The 14,515-nt window shown below is 74.9% G+C and carries 9 protein-coding genes and 1 tRNA gene; 1 reads left to right on the forward strand and 9 read right to left on the reverse strand.

Annotated features, from left to right (window positions below; genetic code table 11):
• Positions 1 to 46 precede the first annotated feature (46 nt).
• The 9 genes from ACFU0Y_RS11955 to tadA form a co-directional block, all read right to left on the reverse strand.
• Complete coding sequence (locus ACFU0Y_RS11955; protein WP_380214740.1) at positions 47 to 1,576, reverse strand: stealth conserved region 3 domain-containing protein; 1,530 nt, start codon at positions 1,574 to 1,576, stop codon at positions 47 to 49.
• 127 nt (positions 1,577 to 1,703) lie between these two features.
• On the reverse strand, positions 1,704 to 2,546 hold the full coding sequence (locus ACFU0Y_RS11960; protein WP_380214741.1) for a DNA-formamidopyrimidine glycosylase family protein: 843 nt from the start codon (positions 2,544 to 2,546) through the stop codon (positions 1,704 to 1,706).
• A gap of 27 nt (positions 2,547 to 2,573) precedes the next feature.
• Entirely contained in the window at positions 2,574 to 7,634 is a 5,061-nt protein-coding gene (locus ACFU0Y_RS11965) for a DEAD/DEAH box helicase (RefSeq protein ID WP_380214742.1), read from the reverse strand.
• On the reverse strand, positions 7,624 to 8,493 hold the full coding sequence (locus ACFU0Y_RS11970) for a DUF4232 domain-containing protein (protein ID WP_380214743.1): 870 nt from the start codon (positions 8,491 to 8,493) through the stop codon (positions 7,624 to 7,626). Before ACFU0Y_RS11970 ends, ACFU0Y_RS11965 begins: the two co-directional genes overlap by 11 nt.
• Positions 8,494 to 8,635: 142 nt before the next feature.
• Entirely contained in the window at positions 8,636 to 11,503 is a 2,868-nt protein-coding gene (locus tag ACFU0Y_RS11975) for an FAD-binding and (Fe-S)-binding domain-containing protein (RefSeq protein WP_380214744.1), read from the reverse strand.
• Positions 11,504 to 11,589: 86 nt separating this feature from the next.
• On the reverse strand, positions 11,590 to 11,916 hold the full coding sequence (locus ACFU0Y_RS11980) for a 2Fe-2S iron-sulfur cluster-binding protein (RefSeq protein ID WP_380214745.1): 327 nt from the start codon (positions 11,914 to 11,916) through the stop codon (positions 11,590 to 11,592).
• 147 nt (positions 11,917 to 12,063) lie between these two features.
• Entirely contained in the window at positions 12,064 to 12,897 is an 834-nt protein-coding gene (locus tag ACFU0Y_RS11985; protein WP_380214746.1) for a thioesterase family protein, read from the reverse strand.
• Between the two features lie 192 nt (positions 12,898 to 13,089).
• Positions 13,090 to 13,179: transfer RNA gene (locus ACFU0Y_RS11990), tRNA-Ser, on the reverse strand.
• Positions 13,180 to 13,208: 29 nt separating this feature from the next.
• Positions 13,209 to 13,754 carry a tRNA adenosine(34) deaminase TadA gene (gene tadA / locus ACFU0Y_RS11995; RefSeq protein WP_380214747.1) on the reverse strand — a complete coding sequence of 182 codons (546 nt, stop codon included), beginning with the start codon at positions 13,752 to 13,754 and terminating at the stop codon, positions 13,209 to 13,211.
• Positions 13,755 to 13,837: 83 nt separating this feature from the next.
• On the opposite strand from tadA, the gene upp reads away from it, so the two are divergent.
• The gene (upp, locus tag ACFU0Y_RS12000; RefSeq protein WP_380214748.1) at positions 13,838 to 14,473 is read left to right on the forward strand and encodes a uracil phosphoribosyltransferase; all 636 of its coding nucleotides are present in this window, start codon (positions 13,838 to 13,840) and stop codon (positions 14,471 to 14,473) included.
• The last annotated feature ends 42 nt before the right edge of the window (positions 14,474 to 14,515 follow it).

Below are 14,515 nucleotides of genomic sequence, written 5' to 3' on the forward strand. Positions count from 1 at the left end.
GGCCGGCGCGGGAGTCCCTGCGCCGGCCCCGCCCGCGCGCGTGCGGTCACTTCTCCCAGGGCGCCTTGATGGGGTAGTAGCGCTCCAGGAACTGCGTCATCCGTTCGGCGCGCTCGGGGCCGGGCACCTCCGGGAAGCTGCCGTCGTTGAGGCAGAACATGTCCAGGCTGCGCCGGCCGAGCAGCTTCTCCATCTGCTGCAGCCCGGAGCGCGTGGTGGTGTCCACGTACTCCGTGCGCGCCGTCTCCTGGGTCACGGCCCGGCCGGTCAGCAGCGCGTAGTAGTGGTAGAGCGAGTTGGTGACCGAGATGTTGTCGGCCGCGCGGAAGCGGCTGGCGGCCGTGCGGGCGAACTCGGCGGGGAACTCCCGCTCCATCTCGGCGACCACGCTGCGCCGCAGGGGAGCGGCGCAGTGCTGCAGGTGGCGGGTGGTGATGCGGCCGAAGCGCTCCCACAGGAGCCGGCGGTTGACGCGGGCCGCGTTCTCGAACCCCGAGCGCTCGGCGGAGTTCTCGCCCAGCCCGATGCGCGTCTCGTTCTCCACGAACTTCGTGATCCCGCCAGGCGAGAAGAACAGCGCCGGGCCGATCGGGCGGCCGAAGAACATGTCGTCGTTGGAGTACAGGTAGTGCTCCGAGAGCCCCTCGATGTGGTGCAGCTGCGCCTCCACCGCCTGCGAGTTGTAGATCGGCAGCGCCGAGGTGTCCGCGAAGAACTCCTCGCTGCGCACGACCCGCACGCGCGGGTGGTCGGCGAGCCACTCCGGCGGCCGGGAGTCGGTGGCGATGTGGATGTTGCGCACCCACGGGGCGAACATGTGCACCGAGCGCAGGGCGTACTTCAGCTCGTCCACCTGCCGGAAGCGGGCCTCGTGGGCGTCGCCCTCGCCCACCACGGCGTCGGCCATGTAGGAGGCCCGGACGCGGCGGTACTCCTCGTCGGAGCCGTCCACCCAGGAGAAGATCATGTCGACGGGGAAGTCGATGTCGATCGCGTGGTCGGCGAACATGTTCTCGATCGTGGGCCAGGTGAGACCGAAGCGCTCCACGGTGCCGCGCACGGCCTCGGCCACCGGGACGGTGCGCCGGGTCAGGGAGTTCTCGATGGGCAGCCGGATCTCGTCCTCGCCGAACTCCCACAGCTCCACCTGCACGCCGGTGCCGGCGCCGTAGTAGAGCTTGGACTCCGCGGCGTAGTGGGGCCGGAACAGCCGCAGCACCCGGGCGTTGCGGCGGGAGGACAGCTCGCCGTCGGCCAGCAGCTGCACGGTCTTCTTCTTGGTGTCCATGGGCTTGACGTAGTACGGCTCGCCCACGGCCGCGTCCACGAGGGCCTGCCGCAGCCGGGGCCGGTCCCTGAGGTCCACGGCGATGACGGGCCGCTCGTCGTTGCCCCGCACCAGCAGGTAGTCGACGCCCGCGGAGTCCAGGACCCCGCGCAGGAAGAGCAGGTTCTGGACCATGACGTCGTGCGGGGTCTGGTCCGTGATCCGCAGCGCGAAGCGGTCCTTGTAGCGGACCACGTCGTCGCGCTGGTCCAGGGCGGCGGCGGAGGCCCGGGACGCCGAGCGGAACACCTCGCCGTCCGTGCCGTCCTCGGGTGCCGCGAAGTACTCTGCGCCGAGCAGGGTCGTGTTGATGGTGCCTCCTCATGGTGTCGGGCCGCTGGGGCGGCGGTCTCATGATAAGCCGCGCGGACCGGACTCAGGAGGGGAGGGGCTGGCAGCGCTCGCAGAACCACACCGCCCGGTCCCGCGGCGGACCCGGGTACGGCTCGCCGGGGACGAGCTCGGCGTCGTCGATCCGCGCCTCCCGGACGGGACGGCCGCACCGGCGGCACGGCTGCCGGCCGCGGCCGTAGACCCAGAACTGCTCGCCGCGGCGGGCCGGGCCGCCCACGGTGGAGCGCTGCGGACGGTCCCGGTTGACGTGCAGCAGGCGGTGGGACAGATCCACGACCGCGCCGAGGTCCGGGACGGCGGCCACCGGGGTGAACGGGTGCAGCCGTTGCAGGAACAGCACCTCGTTGCGGTAGACGTTGCCGATCCCGGCGAGGTTGCGCTGGTCCATCAGCGCGGCCCCCACGTGCCGTCGGGGATGGCGGGCGAGCCGGGCCAGCGCCTCGGCCCGGTCCCAGTCGGGGCCCAGCAGGTCCGGGCCGAGGTGGCCCACGAGCTCGTCCTCGTCGGCCGTGGCCACGAGGTCCAGCATGCCGAGGTCGAAGCCGACGGCCTGCGCGGCCACGTTCTCGAGCACCGCCCGCGCCTGGTGGGCGGGGCGCCGCCACCGGGCGCCGCGCGGGTAGACGTGCCACATGCCCTCCATGAGCAGGTGGGAGTGCAGGGTGAGCGGGGCCGGGCCGTCGGGGCCGCCGTCGGTGCGGATCAGCAGGTGCTTGCCCCGCGGCACCACCTCGGTCACCGTGCGCCCCGACAGGTCCGCGGTGGCGATCGACGGGAACCGGAGGTCGCTGCGGGTCAGGATCCTCCCGGCCAGGGCGCGGCGCAGCAGGGCGGCCTGGCGGTAGACGGTGTCACCCTCGGGCACGGCCGCCCCCGGTGCTCGGGTCCGCGTTCACCGGCGCATCCTCAGTCCGCGCGGTGTCGAGTAGAACCCGCCGGCCAGCAGGGACTCCCGCACCGCGGTCTCCACGGGCCCGTGCCCCAGGACCCCGGCGCCGTTGACCTTCTCGATGGTCAGCTTGTCCACCGCTCCCCGGCGGACGGTCCCGGCCACGGCGGGACCGACGGCCGCCAGGGCGGCGGGGTCGTCCGTGAACGCGAGGACGGTGCGTCCCCCGCGCTCGACGTACAGGGCCAGGGCGCCGTCCACGAGCACGACGACGGCGCCCGCCTTCCGGCCCGGCCGGTGCCGCCCGGCGGGCACGTCCCCGCCGTCCGGGCCGGGCACGGACACGGGCTCCGGCCACTCGAGGGCCGCCCCGTAGGGATTGGCGGGGTCGGTCGCGGCCAGCGCCAGCGCCACGGGCTCCTCGGCGCGGACCTGGTCGTCGGTGCTGAACGTGCGCAGGTGGTCCACCGTGGCGGCCTGGGCGAACTGGGCGGCGCCCAGGCCCTCGACGAAGTAGCCGCGGCGGGCCCGGCCCGTGTCCTCGAGCGTGGAGAGCACCTTGTAGACGGTGGCGAAGCCGCCGGGGAGCTCCTCGACCGCCACCGGGCCCTTGGTCACCACGCCGTAGCGGTCCATGAGCAGCTCCGCGGTGGCCGACGCCCGCAGCGTGGGGTCGAGGGGCTCGGGGCGCAGCATCGACCAGCGCCCGGCCACGAGCGGGGAGTCGTGGCGCTCCAGGGTGGCCGCCCGGCCCGGGGCGCGCAGCGATCCGCCGGCCCCGGGGCGGGCGGACCCGCCGGGCCGCAGCCGGGCGGCGCCCCGGCGCGACGTGGTGCGGCCCCGCGGGGCCTGGGCCTTGTGCCGGTGGGCGGCCTGCCCGCCGGCCAGCAGGGAGCGCACGGGCAGGAAGGTGTCGTTGGTGATCAGCCCGGACCAGACGAGGTTCCACAGCGCGGTGGTCAGCTCCGCGGCGGGAACGGGGTCCCCCGCGGCGTCGAGCAGGCCCAGCAGCTGCGGGAAGAACCACGCGCCGCCGGGGGCCAGCACGTCGAGGACCCGCCGCTCCAGCGTGGAGTCCAGGGCCGCCGCCGCGACCTCGAGGGTCTCGGCGGGGGGCAGGGTGAGCTGGGCGGCCTCGCTCAGGTGCAGCGACACCCACCCGTCGTCGCCGGCCAGGGACCCGGCGCCGGACCAGAGGATCTCCCCGGAGGCGGTCAGCTCGTCCAGCAGCTCGGGCCGGTAGTCGGCCACCCGGGCCGCGAGCACGAGGGGCTCCCAGGCCGAGGCGGGCACGGCCACGCCCGCGAGCTGGTCCACCACCGTCAGCACCCCGTCCTCGCCGCGCAGCTGGTGGCCCCGGCCGACGTGCTGCCAGGCCGGCAGGAACCGGGCGTAGACCTGCCCGGAGACGGGCTCCACGTCCCGGCGCAGCGCGGCCAGCGAGCGGCGCCGGATCCGGCGCAGCACCTCGGACTCGCACCACTCGGAGGCCGCCGGGCCGGCCCCGCCGCCGTCCGGGCGCACCGGGCGGAACTCGCCCTCCACCACGCGCCGGTCCGCGGCGAGCCGCTCCAGCGTGGTGCGCACCACGGCCGGGCCCAGTCCCAGCCGGGCGGCGGCCTCGTCCACGGTGAAGGGCCCGTGGGTGCGCGCGTAGCGGGAGACGAGATCGGCCAGCGGGTCCTCGACCGGCTCCACGAAGGCCAGCGGCACCCCCATGGGCAGGGGGACGCCGAGGGCGTCGCGCAGCCGGGCGGCGTCCTCGATCGCGGCCCAGTGCTCGACGCCGCGCAGGTGCACCTTCAGGGCGCGGTTGGCGGCCACGAGCTGGTCGAGCCATCCGGCGGCGACGTCCTCGGGGCACGGGGCCTCCGGGTCCCCGGGGTCCTGGAGCCGGCGGACGGCCTCGGCGGTGGTGAGCGGGCCGAGCAGGCGCAGCAGGTCGGCCGCGCCCTCGACCCCGCGCAGCCGCCGGTCCGGGGCCAGCCGCTGCAGCTCCGCCTCCGTGCGCTCGATGACGTCGGGGTCCAGCAGCTCCCGCAGCTCGGCCCGGCCCAGCAGCTCGTTGAGCAGGGCGGCGTCGAGGGACAGCACGGCCGCCTTGCGCTCGGCGAGCGGGGAGTCCCCCTCGTACAGGAACTGGGCCACGTAGCCGAACAGCAGGGTGCGGGCGAAGGGCGAGGGCTGCTCCGTGGTGGTCTCGACCACCCGGATCGCGCGCCGTTCGACCGCCCGGTGCAAATCCTTGAGCGCGGGCAGGTCGTAGACGTCCTGGAGGCACTCGCGGATGGTCTCCAGGATGATCGGGAACTGCGGGTACTTCCGGGCCACGTCCAGCAGCTGCGCCGAGCGCTGGCGCTGCTGCCACAGCGGGGAGCGCCGGCCGGGGTCGCGCCGGGGCAGCAGCAGGGCCCGGGCGGCGCACTCCCGGAACCGGGACGCGAACAGCGCGGAGCCGCCCACCTCCTCGGTGACGATCTGGTCGAGCTCGTCGGCGTCGAAGAGGAACAGCTCCGCCCCCGGGGGCTCATCCTCCATGGCGGGCACGCGCAGCACGATGCCGTCGTCGGCGGCCTGCGCGGAGCCGTCCAGCCCGTACCGCTCGTGCAGCCGGGCGCCCACGGCCAGCGCCCACGGGGCGTGCACGGGCATCCCGAACGGCGAGTGCAGCACCACGCGCCAGTCCCCGAGCTCGTCGTGGAAGCGCTCGACCACGAAGAGCCGGTCCGACGGGACCTGGCCCACGGCCTCCTTCTGCTCGCCCACGTAGGCCAGCAGGTTGTCGGCGGCCCACTCGTCGAGCCCCGCCGCGCGCAGCCGGGCGCGGGCGTCCTCCGCGGACGCCCCGGCGATCTCGCGGTTGAACCGGCCCACCGCGCGGCCCAGCTCCACGGGCCGGCCGGGGCCGTCGCCGTGCCAGAACGGGAGCTTGCCCGGCACGCCGGGGGCGGGGGAGACGATGACGCGGTCGTGGGTGATCTCCTCGATCCGCCAGCTCGAGGCGCCCAGGGCGATCACGTCCCCCACGCGGGACTCGTAGACCATCTCCTCGTCGAGCTCGCCCACCCGCTTGGAGTTCTTCCCGTCCTGCTCGCCCACGAGGTAGACCGCGAACAGGCCGCGGTCCGGGATCGTGCCGCCGGAGGTCACGGCCAGGCGCTGCGCCCCGGGCCGGCCCTCGACGGTCCCGGTCTCCCGGTCCCACACGATCCGCGGGCGCAGCTCGGCGAACTCGTCGGAGGGGTAGCGGCCCGCGAGCAGGTCCAGGGTCGCGTCGTAGGCCGAGCGGGGCAGGGTCAGGAACGGGCAGGACCGGCGGACGGTGTCGAACCACTCCTCGACGTCGACCGGTCCCAGGGCGGTGGCCGCGACGGTCTGCTGGGCCAGGACGTCCAGGGGGTTGAGCGGGACCGCGAGCGGCTCGATCCGGCCCTGCAGCATCCGCTCCACCGTGACCGCGGCGTCCAGCAGGTCCCCGCGGTGCTTGGGGTAGAACCAGCCCCGCGAGACCTCGCCCACCTGGTGACCGGCGCGGCCCACGCGCTGCAGGCCCGAGGCCGCCGAGGGCGGGGCCTCGATCTGGACCACCAGGTCCACCGCGCCCATGTCGATGCCGAGCTCCAGGGAGGACGTGGCCACCACGCAGCGCAGCCGCCCGGTCTTGAGGTCGTCCTCGATCACCGCCCGCTGGTCCTTGGAGACCGAGCCGTGGTGGGCGCGCGCCAGCACCGGCGCGGCGCCCTCGTAGCGGCCGGTCTGCCGGCGCAGCTCCGCGGCCTCGGGCACGGCCCCGGCGGAGGAGGCGGGGTCCGGCCCGGTCAGGGCCGAGCGCAGCACCTCCCCGACCTGCCGGGGCGCGGATCCGGCCGGGGTCCCGGTCGTCCCGTCGTCGTGCGGACCGGGACCGCCCCGGCCGGTGCTGCCCGGGGCCGCGCCGTGGCCGGGGGCGTCGTCCCGGGCGCCGCCGTCCGGGGGACCGGGGTCCGTGTGCTCCACCCGGAACGCGTAGATCTCGTTGAGCCGCGCGGTGAGCTTCTCGGCGAGGCCGCGGGAGTTGGCGAACACGATGGTCGAGCGGTTCTCGAGCACCAGGTCCACGACCCGCTCCTCGACGTGCGGCCAGATCGACGCCGTGGTCGTGGGGGCGAGGGCGTCGAGGTCGTCGTCCCCGAAGGCCGACCCGGCCAGGGACGGCGAGGCGCTCGGCCCGCCCAGCACGGTCATGTCCGGGATGGGCACCGAGACCGTGAGGTCCCAGGTCTTCTCCGTCCTCGGCGCGACGACGGTGACCGGTTCCCGCCCGCCCAGGAACCGGGCCACCGTCTCGATCGGCTCGACGGTCGCGGAGAGCCCGATGCGCTGCACCGGCTGCTCCAGCAGGGCGTCCAGCCGTTCGAGCGTCAGGGCCAGGTGTGCCCCGCGCTTGGTGCCGGCCACGGCGTGCACCTCGTCCACGATGACCGTCTGCACGTCCGTGAGGGTCTCCCGGGCCTTGGAGGTCAGCATCAGGTACAGCGACTCGGGGGTGGTGATGAGGATGTCCGGCGGATTGGTGAGCAGCGCGCGGCGGATCGCCTGGGGCGTGTCCCCGGAGCGGACGCCCACGCTGATCTCCGGCGGCTCGATCCCGGCGTGCCGCGCCGTCTGCGAGATGCCGATCAGCGGGGCCCGCAGGTTGCGCTCCACGTCCACGCCCAGCGCCTTGAGCGGGGAGATGTAGAGGACACGGGTGCCGCGCCGCCCGCCCGCGGCGCCGGCGGAGCGGGCCTTGGCCCGCAGCGTCCCCGGGCCGGCAGGTGCGCCGCCCGCGGCGTCGGATCCGGCGGTGGCGCCGGCGGCGCCCGCACCGGTGCCGGGTGCCGCCTCGGCCACGAACCGGTCCAGCGCCCACAGGAACGCGGCCAGGGTCTTGCCGGAGCCGGTGGGCGCCACGATCAGGGCGTGGCGGCGCGCGGCGATCGCCCGCCACGCGCCCTCCTGGGCGGCGGTGGGCGCGGCGAACGCACCCGAGAACCAGGCCCGGGTGTGCTCGGTGAACAGGCTCAGGGCTGGTTCAGCCGCCAAGGCCCTGGATCTCGAGCTGGTGGATCCGCGGGTCACCGCAGGCCTCCACGGGGAAGGGGACCACGACGGACTCCGTGTTCTCGGGCGGGTAGACGCGCAGCCCGGCGGCGGTCCGGGCGTCGCAGGTCGGGTGGTTGCGGGCCTGGCTCACCCGCAGGCCCGCGGCGACGGACTCCCCGGGCGCCACGACCCGGCCGGTGCCGGGGACGGAGGCGTCCCGCAGGGCCGGCGAGCCGATCATCGTGCCGTCGGCGTCGACGAAGGACACTCCGGCGTAGCCGGCCAGCGTGCACGGGCCCTCGCCCGCGTTGGTGAGGACGACGTCCACGTGGACGGACCCGGCGGCACCGCCCACGGGGGTGGCTGCGACCTCGAGCTGGGACGTGCTGCACAGGGGAGAGCCGCCGGTGCGCGCGCCCGCGCTGCTGCCGCCGGCGGCGGCGCCGTCGCCCTGCGCGGTGGACCCGGCGGCGCTGCCGTCCGTGCGCTCCTCGGCAGCGTCCTCCCCGGCAGGGTGCTCCGCGGCGGGGTTCTCCGCAGCAGTGTCCGCCGCGGACGCCCCGTCCCCGGCCGTCGTGTCCCCGTCGGTCGCGGTCCGCTCCGCCGGGCCCTCGACCGCGGCGGACTCCACCGGCTCGGCGCTGCCCTGCGCCGCGGCCTCGTCGCCGTCCCCGGCCGGCCCCGTGGCCGTCTCCGCCCCGGTGGCCGGAGCCGCTCCCGGCGACGTCGTCGCGGTGGCATCCGTGTCGTCGGGGGCGCCGCCGGCCGGCTCCTCGCCCGCGCAGGCGGTGAGCAGCAGCGCGGCCGCGAGGGCGACGGCGCCCAGGGCGGGGCGGCGAGCGGGGGAGAGCGAAGACATGGGGGGACATCCTCCTCGGACGGACGTCGTGGCGTGCCACGACCCGGGAAGCACTCCCTCCCAGGCCCTTCATTCTAGGCGGGGCCACCGACACCCGGGCCGGAGGCGGCGCCCCGCCCCGGCCGGTGCCGCGCCCGGTGCGCTACCGCTCGCCGGACTCCGCAGGAGGCAGCGCCGCGCGCATCACCTCGGCGAGGTGGACGCCGTCGGCGCCCGTGCCCTGGGCGATCTGGGTCCGGCACGAGAAGCCGTCGGCCAGCACGATCGTCCCCTCCGCGGCGGCCCGGATCGCGGGGAACAGCTCGCGCTCCCCGAGGGTCTGCGAGACCTCGTAGTGCCCGGGCTCGAAGCCCCAGTTGCCCGCGAGCCCGCAGCACCCGCCGCCGACCACGGCGGTGTCCACGCCCAGCTCCGCGAGCACCCGGAGCTCCGGGCCGTAGCCGCTCATCGACTGCTGGTGGCAGTGGACCTGGCACACGGCGCCGGCGGGACCCGCCTCGGTGGCGAGCTCCCGGAACGGCCACGCGCCGCCCTCGTCGAGGTGGCGGGCCGCGAACGCGCCGAGCGTCGTCGTCAGCTCGGTGACCCGCTTCGCCCGGGGGTCCTCGGGGAGCAGCTCGGTGATCTCCTCCTGGAGCATGACCGTGCACGAGGGCTCGAGGCCGATGATCGGGTACCCGGCCGCCAGCAGCGGCTCCATCACGTCGAGGGTGTCCCGGAGGACCTTCTGCGTCATGTCCAGCTGCCCGGTGGAGTGCCAGGTCAGCCCGCAGCACACGTTGCCCATGGGCAGCAGCACCCGGTAGCCCATGGCCTCGAGGACCTCCACGGCGGCCTTTCCGGGGGCGTCGGCGGAGAAGTTCGTGAACGTGTCCGGCCACAGCACCACGGTGGGCCGGCCGTCGGCGTCGTCGCCGGGGCGGCGGGCGGGGCGGCCGCGGAACCACCGGGTGAGCGGCTGCTCCGCGAAGGAGATCATCCGCCGCTCCGGCTCGATCCCGCCGAGCCGCTTCGTCAGCTCCTCGACGGCGCGGTGGGACTCGAGCAGGTTGATCAGCCGGAAGGAGAGGGGCACCTTCTCGACGATCCGCATCAGGAGCGGCATCCAGCCCATCGTGAAGTGGGCCATCGGCCGCCGGCCGCGCCCCAGGAAGGAGCTCAGGCCGTGCCGGTAGTGGTGGTGCAGGAACTCGGCCTTGTACGTCGCCATGTCCACGTTGACCGGGCACTCGGAGGCGCAGGCCTTGCAGGACAGGCACAGGTCCAGGGCCTCGAGGGTCTCCTTCGACTTCCAGCCCTCCGTGATGGACTCCCCGCGCAGCATCTCGGCCAGGGACCGGGCGCGCCCGCGGGTCGAGTGCACCTCGTCGCGGGTGGCCTGGAAGGACGGGCACATGGCCCCGACGTCGGAGCGGCAGGAGCCCACGCCCACGCACCGGTTGACCGCGCTGGTGAACGAGCCGCCGTCGCGGGAGAACGCGTGCACGGGCGTCAGCTCGAACGTGCGCGCACCGGGGCCGGGGCGGATCCCCTGGTCGACGGGCTCCGGGTCCACCAGCACACCGGGGTTGAAGAACCCGTCCGGGTCGAAGACCGCCTTGAACTCGGCGAAGGCGGCCAGCGCCTCGGGGGAGTAGATCGTGGCCAGCAGCTCGGAGCGGGCCCGGCCGTCGCCGTGCTCCCCGGAGACCGAGCCGCCGTAGCCGTGCACGAGCCGCGCGGCGCGCTCGACGAACGTGCGGTAGGTCGCCGTCCCCTCCTCGGTACCGAGGTCGAAGGAGATGCGGATGTGCACGCAGCCCTCCCCGAAGTGCCCGAAAGGGATGCCGGTGAGGCCCAGCTCGTGCAGCAGGTCGTAGAGGTCGCGCAGGTACTCGCCCAGCCGCGCCGGCGGGACCGCGGAGTCCTCCCAGCCCGGCCAGGCCTCCCCGCCCTCGGGCAGACGGGTCACGATGCCCGCGCCCGCCTCGCGGATCCGCCACAGGGCCTTGGCCTGCCCCGCGTCGGAGACGATCACGGAGTCCACGACGTTCTCCGGGACGAGCCCCGGCAGCTCCCGGGCGGCCGCCTCGGCCTCCTCGAGGGTGCCCGCGCCGACCTCGCAGTACAGCCAGCCGCCGCCGGCCGGCAGCTCCCCGCCGGCGTGCTCCTGGCCCTGCCGGGTGCGCAGGGCGTCGAGCAGGTCCGCGCCCATGCCCTCGATGGTGTACACCCCGGGCACGCGCAGCCTCGGCGCCGCGGTGGCGGCCTCGAACGCGTCCGTAAAGCCCAGCACGGCGAGGGCCGTGTGGGCGGGCTTGGCCACCAGCCGGACCGTCAGCTCGGTGATGACCCCGCAGGTGCCCTCCGTGCCGGCGAAGGCCTTGGCGGCGTCGAAGCCCTTCTCGCCCAGCAGGTAGTGCAGCCCGTACCCGGAGACCTGGCGCGGGAACTGGCCGAGCTCGGTGCGCAGCATCGCCAGGTGACGGTCCCGGATCCCGGTCAGCGCCCGGTCGATCCCCGGCTCGGAGGTGCCGCCCTCGCGCAGCTCCACGATGCGGCCGTCGGCGAGCATGACCTTCAGCGAGACCAGGTTGTCCGCGGAGGTGCCCCACGCCACGGAGTGGGAGCCGCACGCGTTGTTGGCGACCATCCCGCCGATCGTGCACCGGGAGTGCGTCGAGGGGTCGGGGCCGTAGGTGAGGCCGAACTCGGACGCCGCGGAGCGCAGCTGGTCGCAGATCACGCCGGGCTCGATCGTGGCGGTCATCGCCTCGGGGTCGATCGACAGGATCCGGTTGAAGTGGCGAGACGTGTCGATGACCAGCCCGTCGCCGATCGCGTTGCCCGCCACGGAGGTGCCCCCGCCGCGGGAGACCACCGACCAGCCCCGCTCCTTCGCGAGCGCCAGCAGCTCCCGGACCTCCTCGACGCTGCGCGGCTCGGCCACCGCCTCGGGCAGCCGGCGGTAGATCGACGCGTCCGAGACGTAGGCGGCGCGGGTCGTGAGGTCCTCACGGATGTCGGTCATGGTCCACTTCCTGCGCGCCGGCACGGCCGGTCCGTCCGGGGTCTGGTCTCAGAGCTGGCGGGGTCGTCCCGGCGGGGACGAGGGGCTCACCACTCGGGGGCGATGGTGACCTCGGCGCCGTCGAGCTCCTCCGACCACTCGACCTGGCAGCTGAGCCGGGAGGTGTCGTGCCGGGTGTCGTCGAGCATGTCGAGGAGGTCCTCCTCCTCGTCGTTGATCTCGTTGGCCTTCGCGAAGGAGCCCTGGTCGAGGTAGGAGTGGCAGGTGGAGCAGGACGCGTTGCCGCCGCAGGTCGCGAGGATCGGGTACTTGTGGCGCGTGAGGGCCTCCATGAGGCTCTCGTAGTCCTTCCACTCGACGCCCTCGGTGCGGTTGCCCTCGCGGTCGATCACGGTGATGTTGATGCTGCTCACTTGGATGGCCTCCTCGGGGCACGGTCGCCCCTGGTCTCGACGTCGGGAATCCCGCCCCATTGTACGGTCGCCCGGCGGTCGCCCCGGACCGGCCAGGAGGTCGCACGCGGCGGCCCGGGGCGGCCGGAGCGGCGCGGGCCGTGCGGCTCAGCCGGAGACCGGCAGCGGCCGGATCGTCAGGGACTGGGCCACCTGGCCCAGGTAGCCGGCCTCGTCGTGCAGCGCGGACTCCGTGAGGCCCACCCCGGTCTCGCCGAAGGTGACGTGCGTGTCGAGGCCCACCCACGGGGAGACCGGCTCCCGGACCAGGTGCACGCTCAGGTCCACGTTGGGGAAGGCCAACTCGTCGGGGCCCACCCGCACGGCGATGCCGTTGGCGGCGTCCACCGCGGCGAGGAACTGCGCCGTGGCGGAGGACTCCTCCCCGGCGACGACGGCGTGCGGCGCGCGCAGCCACATGGCCGCCCGGCCGGGCCGGTGCTCGCGCACGGTGCGGCCCTCGAGGGAGGCGATGTACCCGCCCGGCCACCGCCCGGTCATCGTGGTGGGCAGGGCGTCGGTCACCGGCGGCAGGGCCTCCCGGTGCGTGCCAGCGGTGTCGGCGGTCTCGCCCCGGAGCAGCCGCCACACGCTGAGCCGGATGCAGGAGCGGCCGCCGTGGCTCATCGTGGCCTCGACCAGCTCGATGGTCCGGCCCGGGCGGACCACCCGGGTGGCCACCTCGACCTCGCCGCCGGGGATGAAGCCGAGGATGTCGTAGGAGAAGCGCACGGCCAGCAGGTCCTGGCGGGGGTGGTCGACCTCCACGGCGTGGGCGAGGAGGCCCGAGGCGGCGCCCATGTGCTGCTCGGCCTCGTTCCACGCGCCCTGCGAGTGCAGGGTGGAGCGGAACCGGGTGCCGTCCAGCCGCACGAAGTACGCGTCCGGGTACTCCTCCCCGTCCGTTCCCAGGTGCCCGGCTGCCTGCGCCGACGTCGTCATGCTGTGCCTCTTCCGTCCGGGCCCGCCGCTCGGCGGGCGTGGTGACCGCCACCACGGTATCCAACGGAGGCCCGTGCTCCCCGCCGGGCGGCGGGCGCGGCCGGACCGGCGCACCCGGGGCGGCCCGACGGTTCCGGAGCCCGCGGGCATGCGGAAGGCCCCGGATCCCTCAGGACCCGGGGCCTTCCCGACTGGCGGTGACGGAGGGATTTGAACCCTCGTTGGCTTTAACACCAAACATCATTTCGAGTGATGCACCTTCGGCCGCTCGGACACGTCACCAGCTCGCAGTACTGTACCGGCTGGCGTCCTCAAGCGCCAAAACCCGAGGGGCCGGCCGGAGCGGGGGCGGGCGGGCCGGCGTCCTCGTCCCGGCCGCGCCGGTGCGCCGCGAAGAAGTCGAGGAGCAGCCGGGAGCACTCCTCGGCCAGCACACCGCCGGTGACCTCCACCCAGTGGTTGAGCCGCCGCTCGCGGAGCACGTCGAGGACGGAGCCGGCCGCGCCGGCCTTGTCGTCCCACGCGCCCAGCACCACCCGGGGCACGCGGGCCAGGACGACCCCGCCCGCGCACATCGCGCAGGGCTCGAGGGTCACGACCAGTGTGCAGCCGTCCAGCCGCCACGAGCCCAGGGCGCGGGCGGCGTCGCGCAGGGCCAGGATCTCGGCGTGGGCGGTGGGGTCGCCGTCGGCCTCCCGGCGGTTGCGGCCCCGGCCGACCACCGTCCCGTCCGGGCCGACGACGACGGCGCCGATCGGGACGTCCTCCGTCTCCAGTGCGGATCGGGCCTCGGTGAGGGCCAGCCGCATCCACTGCTCCGCCCGGGCCTGGGGGCGGGAAAGCGGGGGCAGTGCCATGCGGGTCTCCTCCTGGGCGGGTCGCCGGGCCGGGTCCGGCGAGGGGGCGGGGTGCCCCTGCGGCCCGATGGTAATTTTGGTCCATGCGAGTGACCGTTCTCGACCACCCACTGGTGGCCCACAAACTGACCGTGCTCCGGGACAAGAACACCACGTCCCCGGTGTTCCGCCTGCTCGTCGAGGAGCTCGTGACGCTGCTCGCCTACGAGGCCACCCGAGGGGTCCGGGTGGAGCCGGTGGAGATCGACACACCGGTCACGCGCACCACGGGCGTGGGGCTGTCGAAGCCCCGGCCGCTGGTCGTGCCGATCCTGCGCGCCGGACTGGGCATGCTCGAGGGCATGACCCGGCTGGTCCCCACGGCCGAGGTGGGATTCCTGGGCATGGCGCGCAACGAGGACACCCTCGACATCATCACCTACGCCGAGCGGCTGCCCGACGACCTCACCGGCCGCCAGGTCTTCGTGCTCGACCCGATGCTGGCCACGGGCGGCACCCTGCGGGAGGCGATCAAGTTCCTCTACCGCCGCGGGGCCGAGCAGATCACGTGCGTGTGCCTCCTGGCCGCACCCGAGGGCCTGGCCGCCCTCGAGGAGGAGCTGGGGGACTCCGAGGTCAGCATCGTCCTGGCTGCGCGGGACGAACGGCTCGACGAGAACTCCTACATCGTCCCGGGCCTCGGGGACGCAGGCGATCGCCTCTACGGCGTGGTCGACTGACCGGCGACCCGATGAATCCGCAGACCAGGCTCTGAAAAGGCC

The sequence above is a fragment of the Kocuria sp. NPDC057446 genome, from assembly GCF_042802875.1.
Lineage (GTDB): Bacteria > Actinomycetota > Actinomycetes > Actinomycetales > Micrococcaceae > Kocuria.

Excerpts from the sequence above, each read along its gene's own strand:
- ACFU0Y_RS11970 (WP_380214743.1), bottom strand. The coding sequence starts at position 8,493 with ATGTCTTCGCTCTCCCCCGCTCGCCGCCCCGCCCTGGGCGCCGTCGCC.
- ACFU0Y_RS11975 (WP_380214744.1), bottom strand. The coding sequence starts at position 11,503 with ATGACCGACATCCGTGAGGACCTCACGACCCGCGCCGCCTACGTCTCG.
- ACFU0Y_RS11985 (WP_380214746.1), bottom strand. The coding sequence starts at position 12,897 with ATGACGACGTCGGCGCAGGCAGCCGGGCACCTGGGAACGGACGGGGAG.
- tadA (WP_380214747.1), bottom strand. The coding sequence starts at position 13,754 with ATGGCACTGCCCCCGCTTTCCCGCCCCCAGGCCCGGGCGGAGCAGTGG.
- upp (WP_380214748.1), top strand. The coding sequence starts at position 13,838 with ATGCGAGTGACCGTTCTCGACCACCCACTGGTGGCCCACAAACTGACC.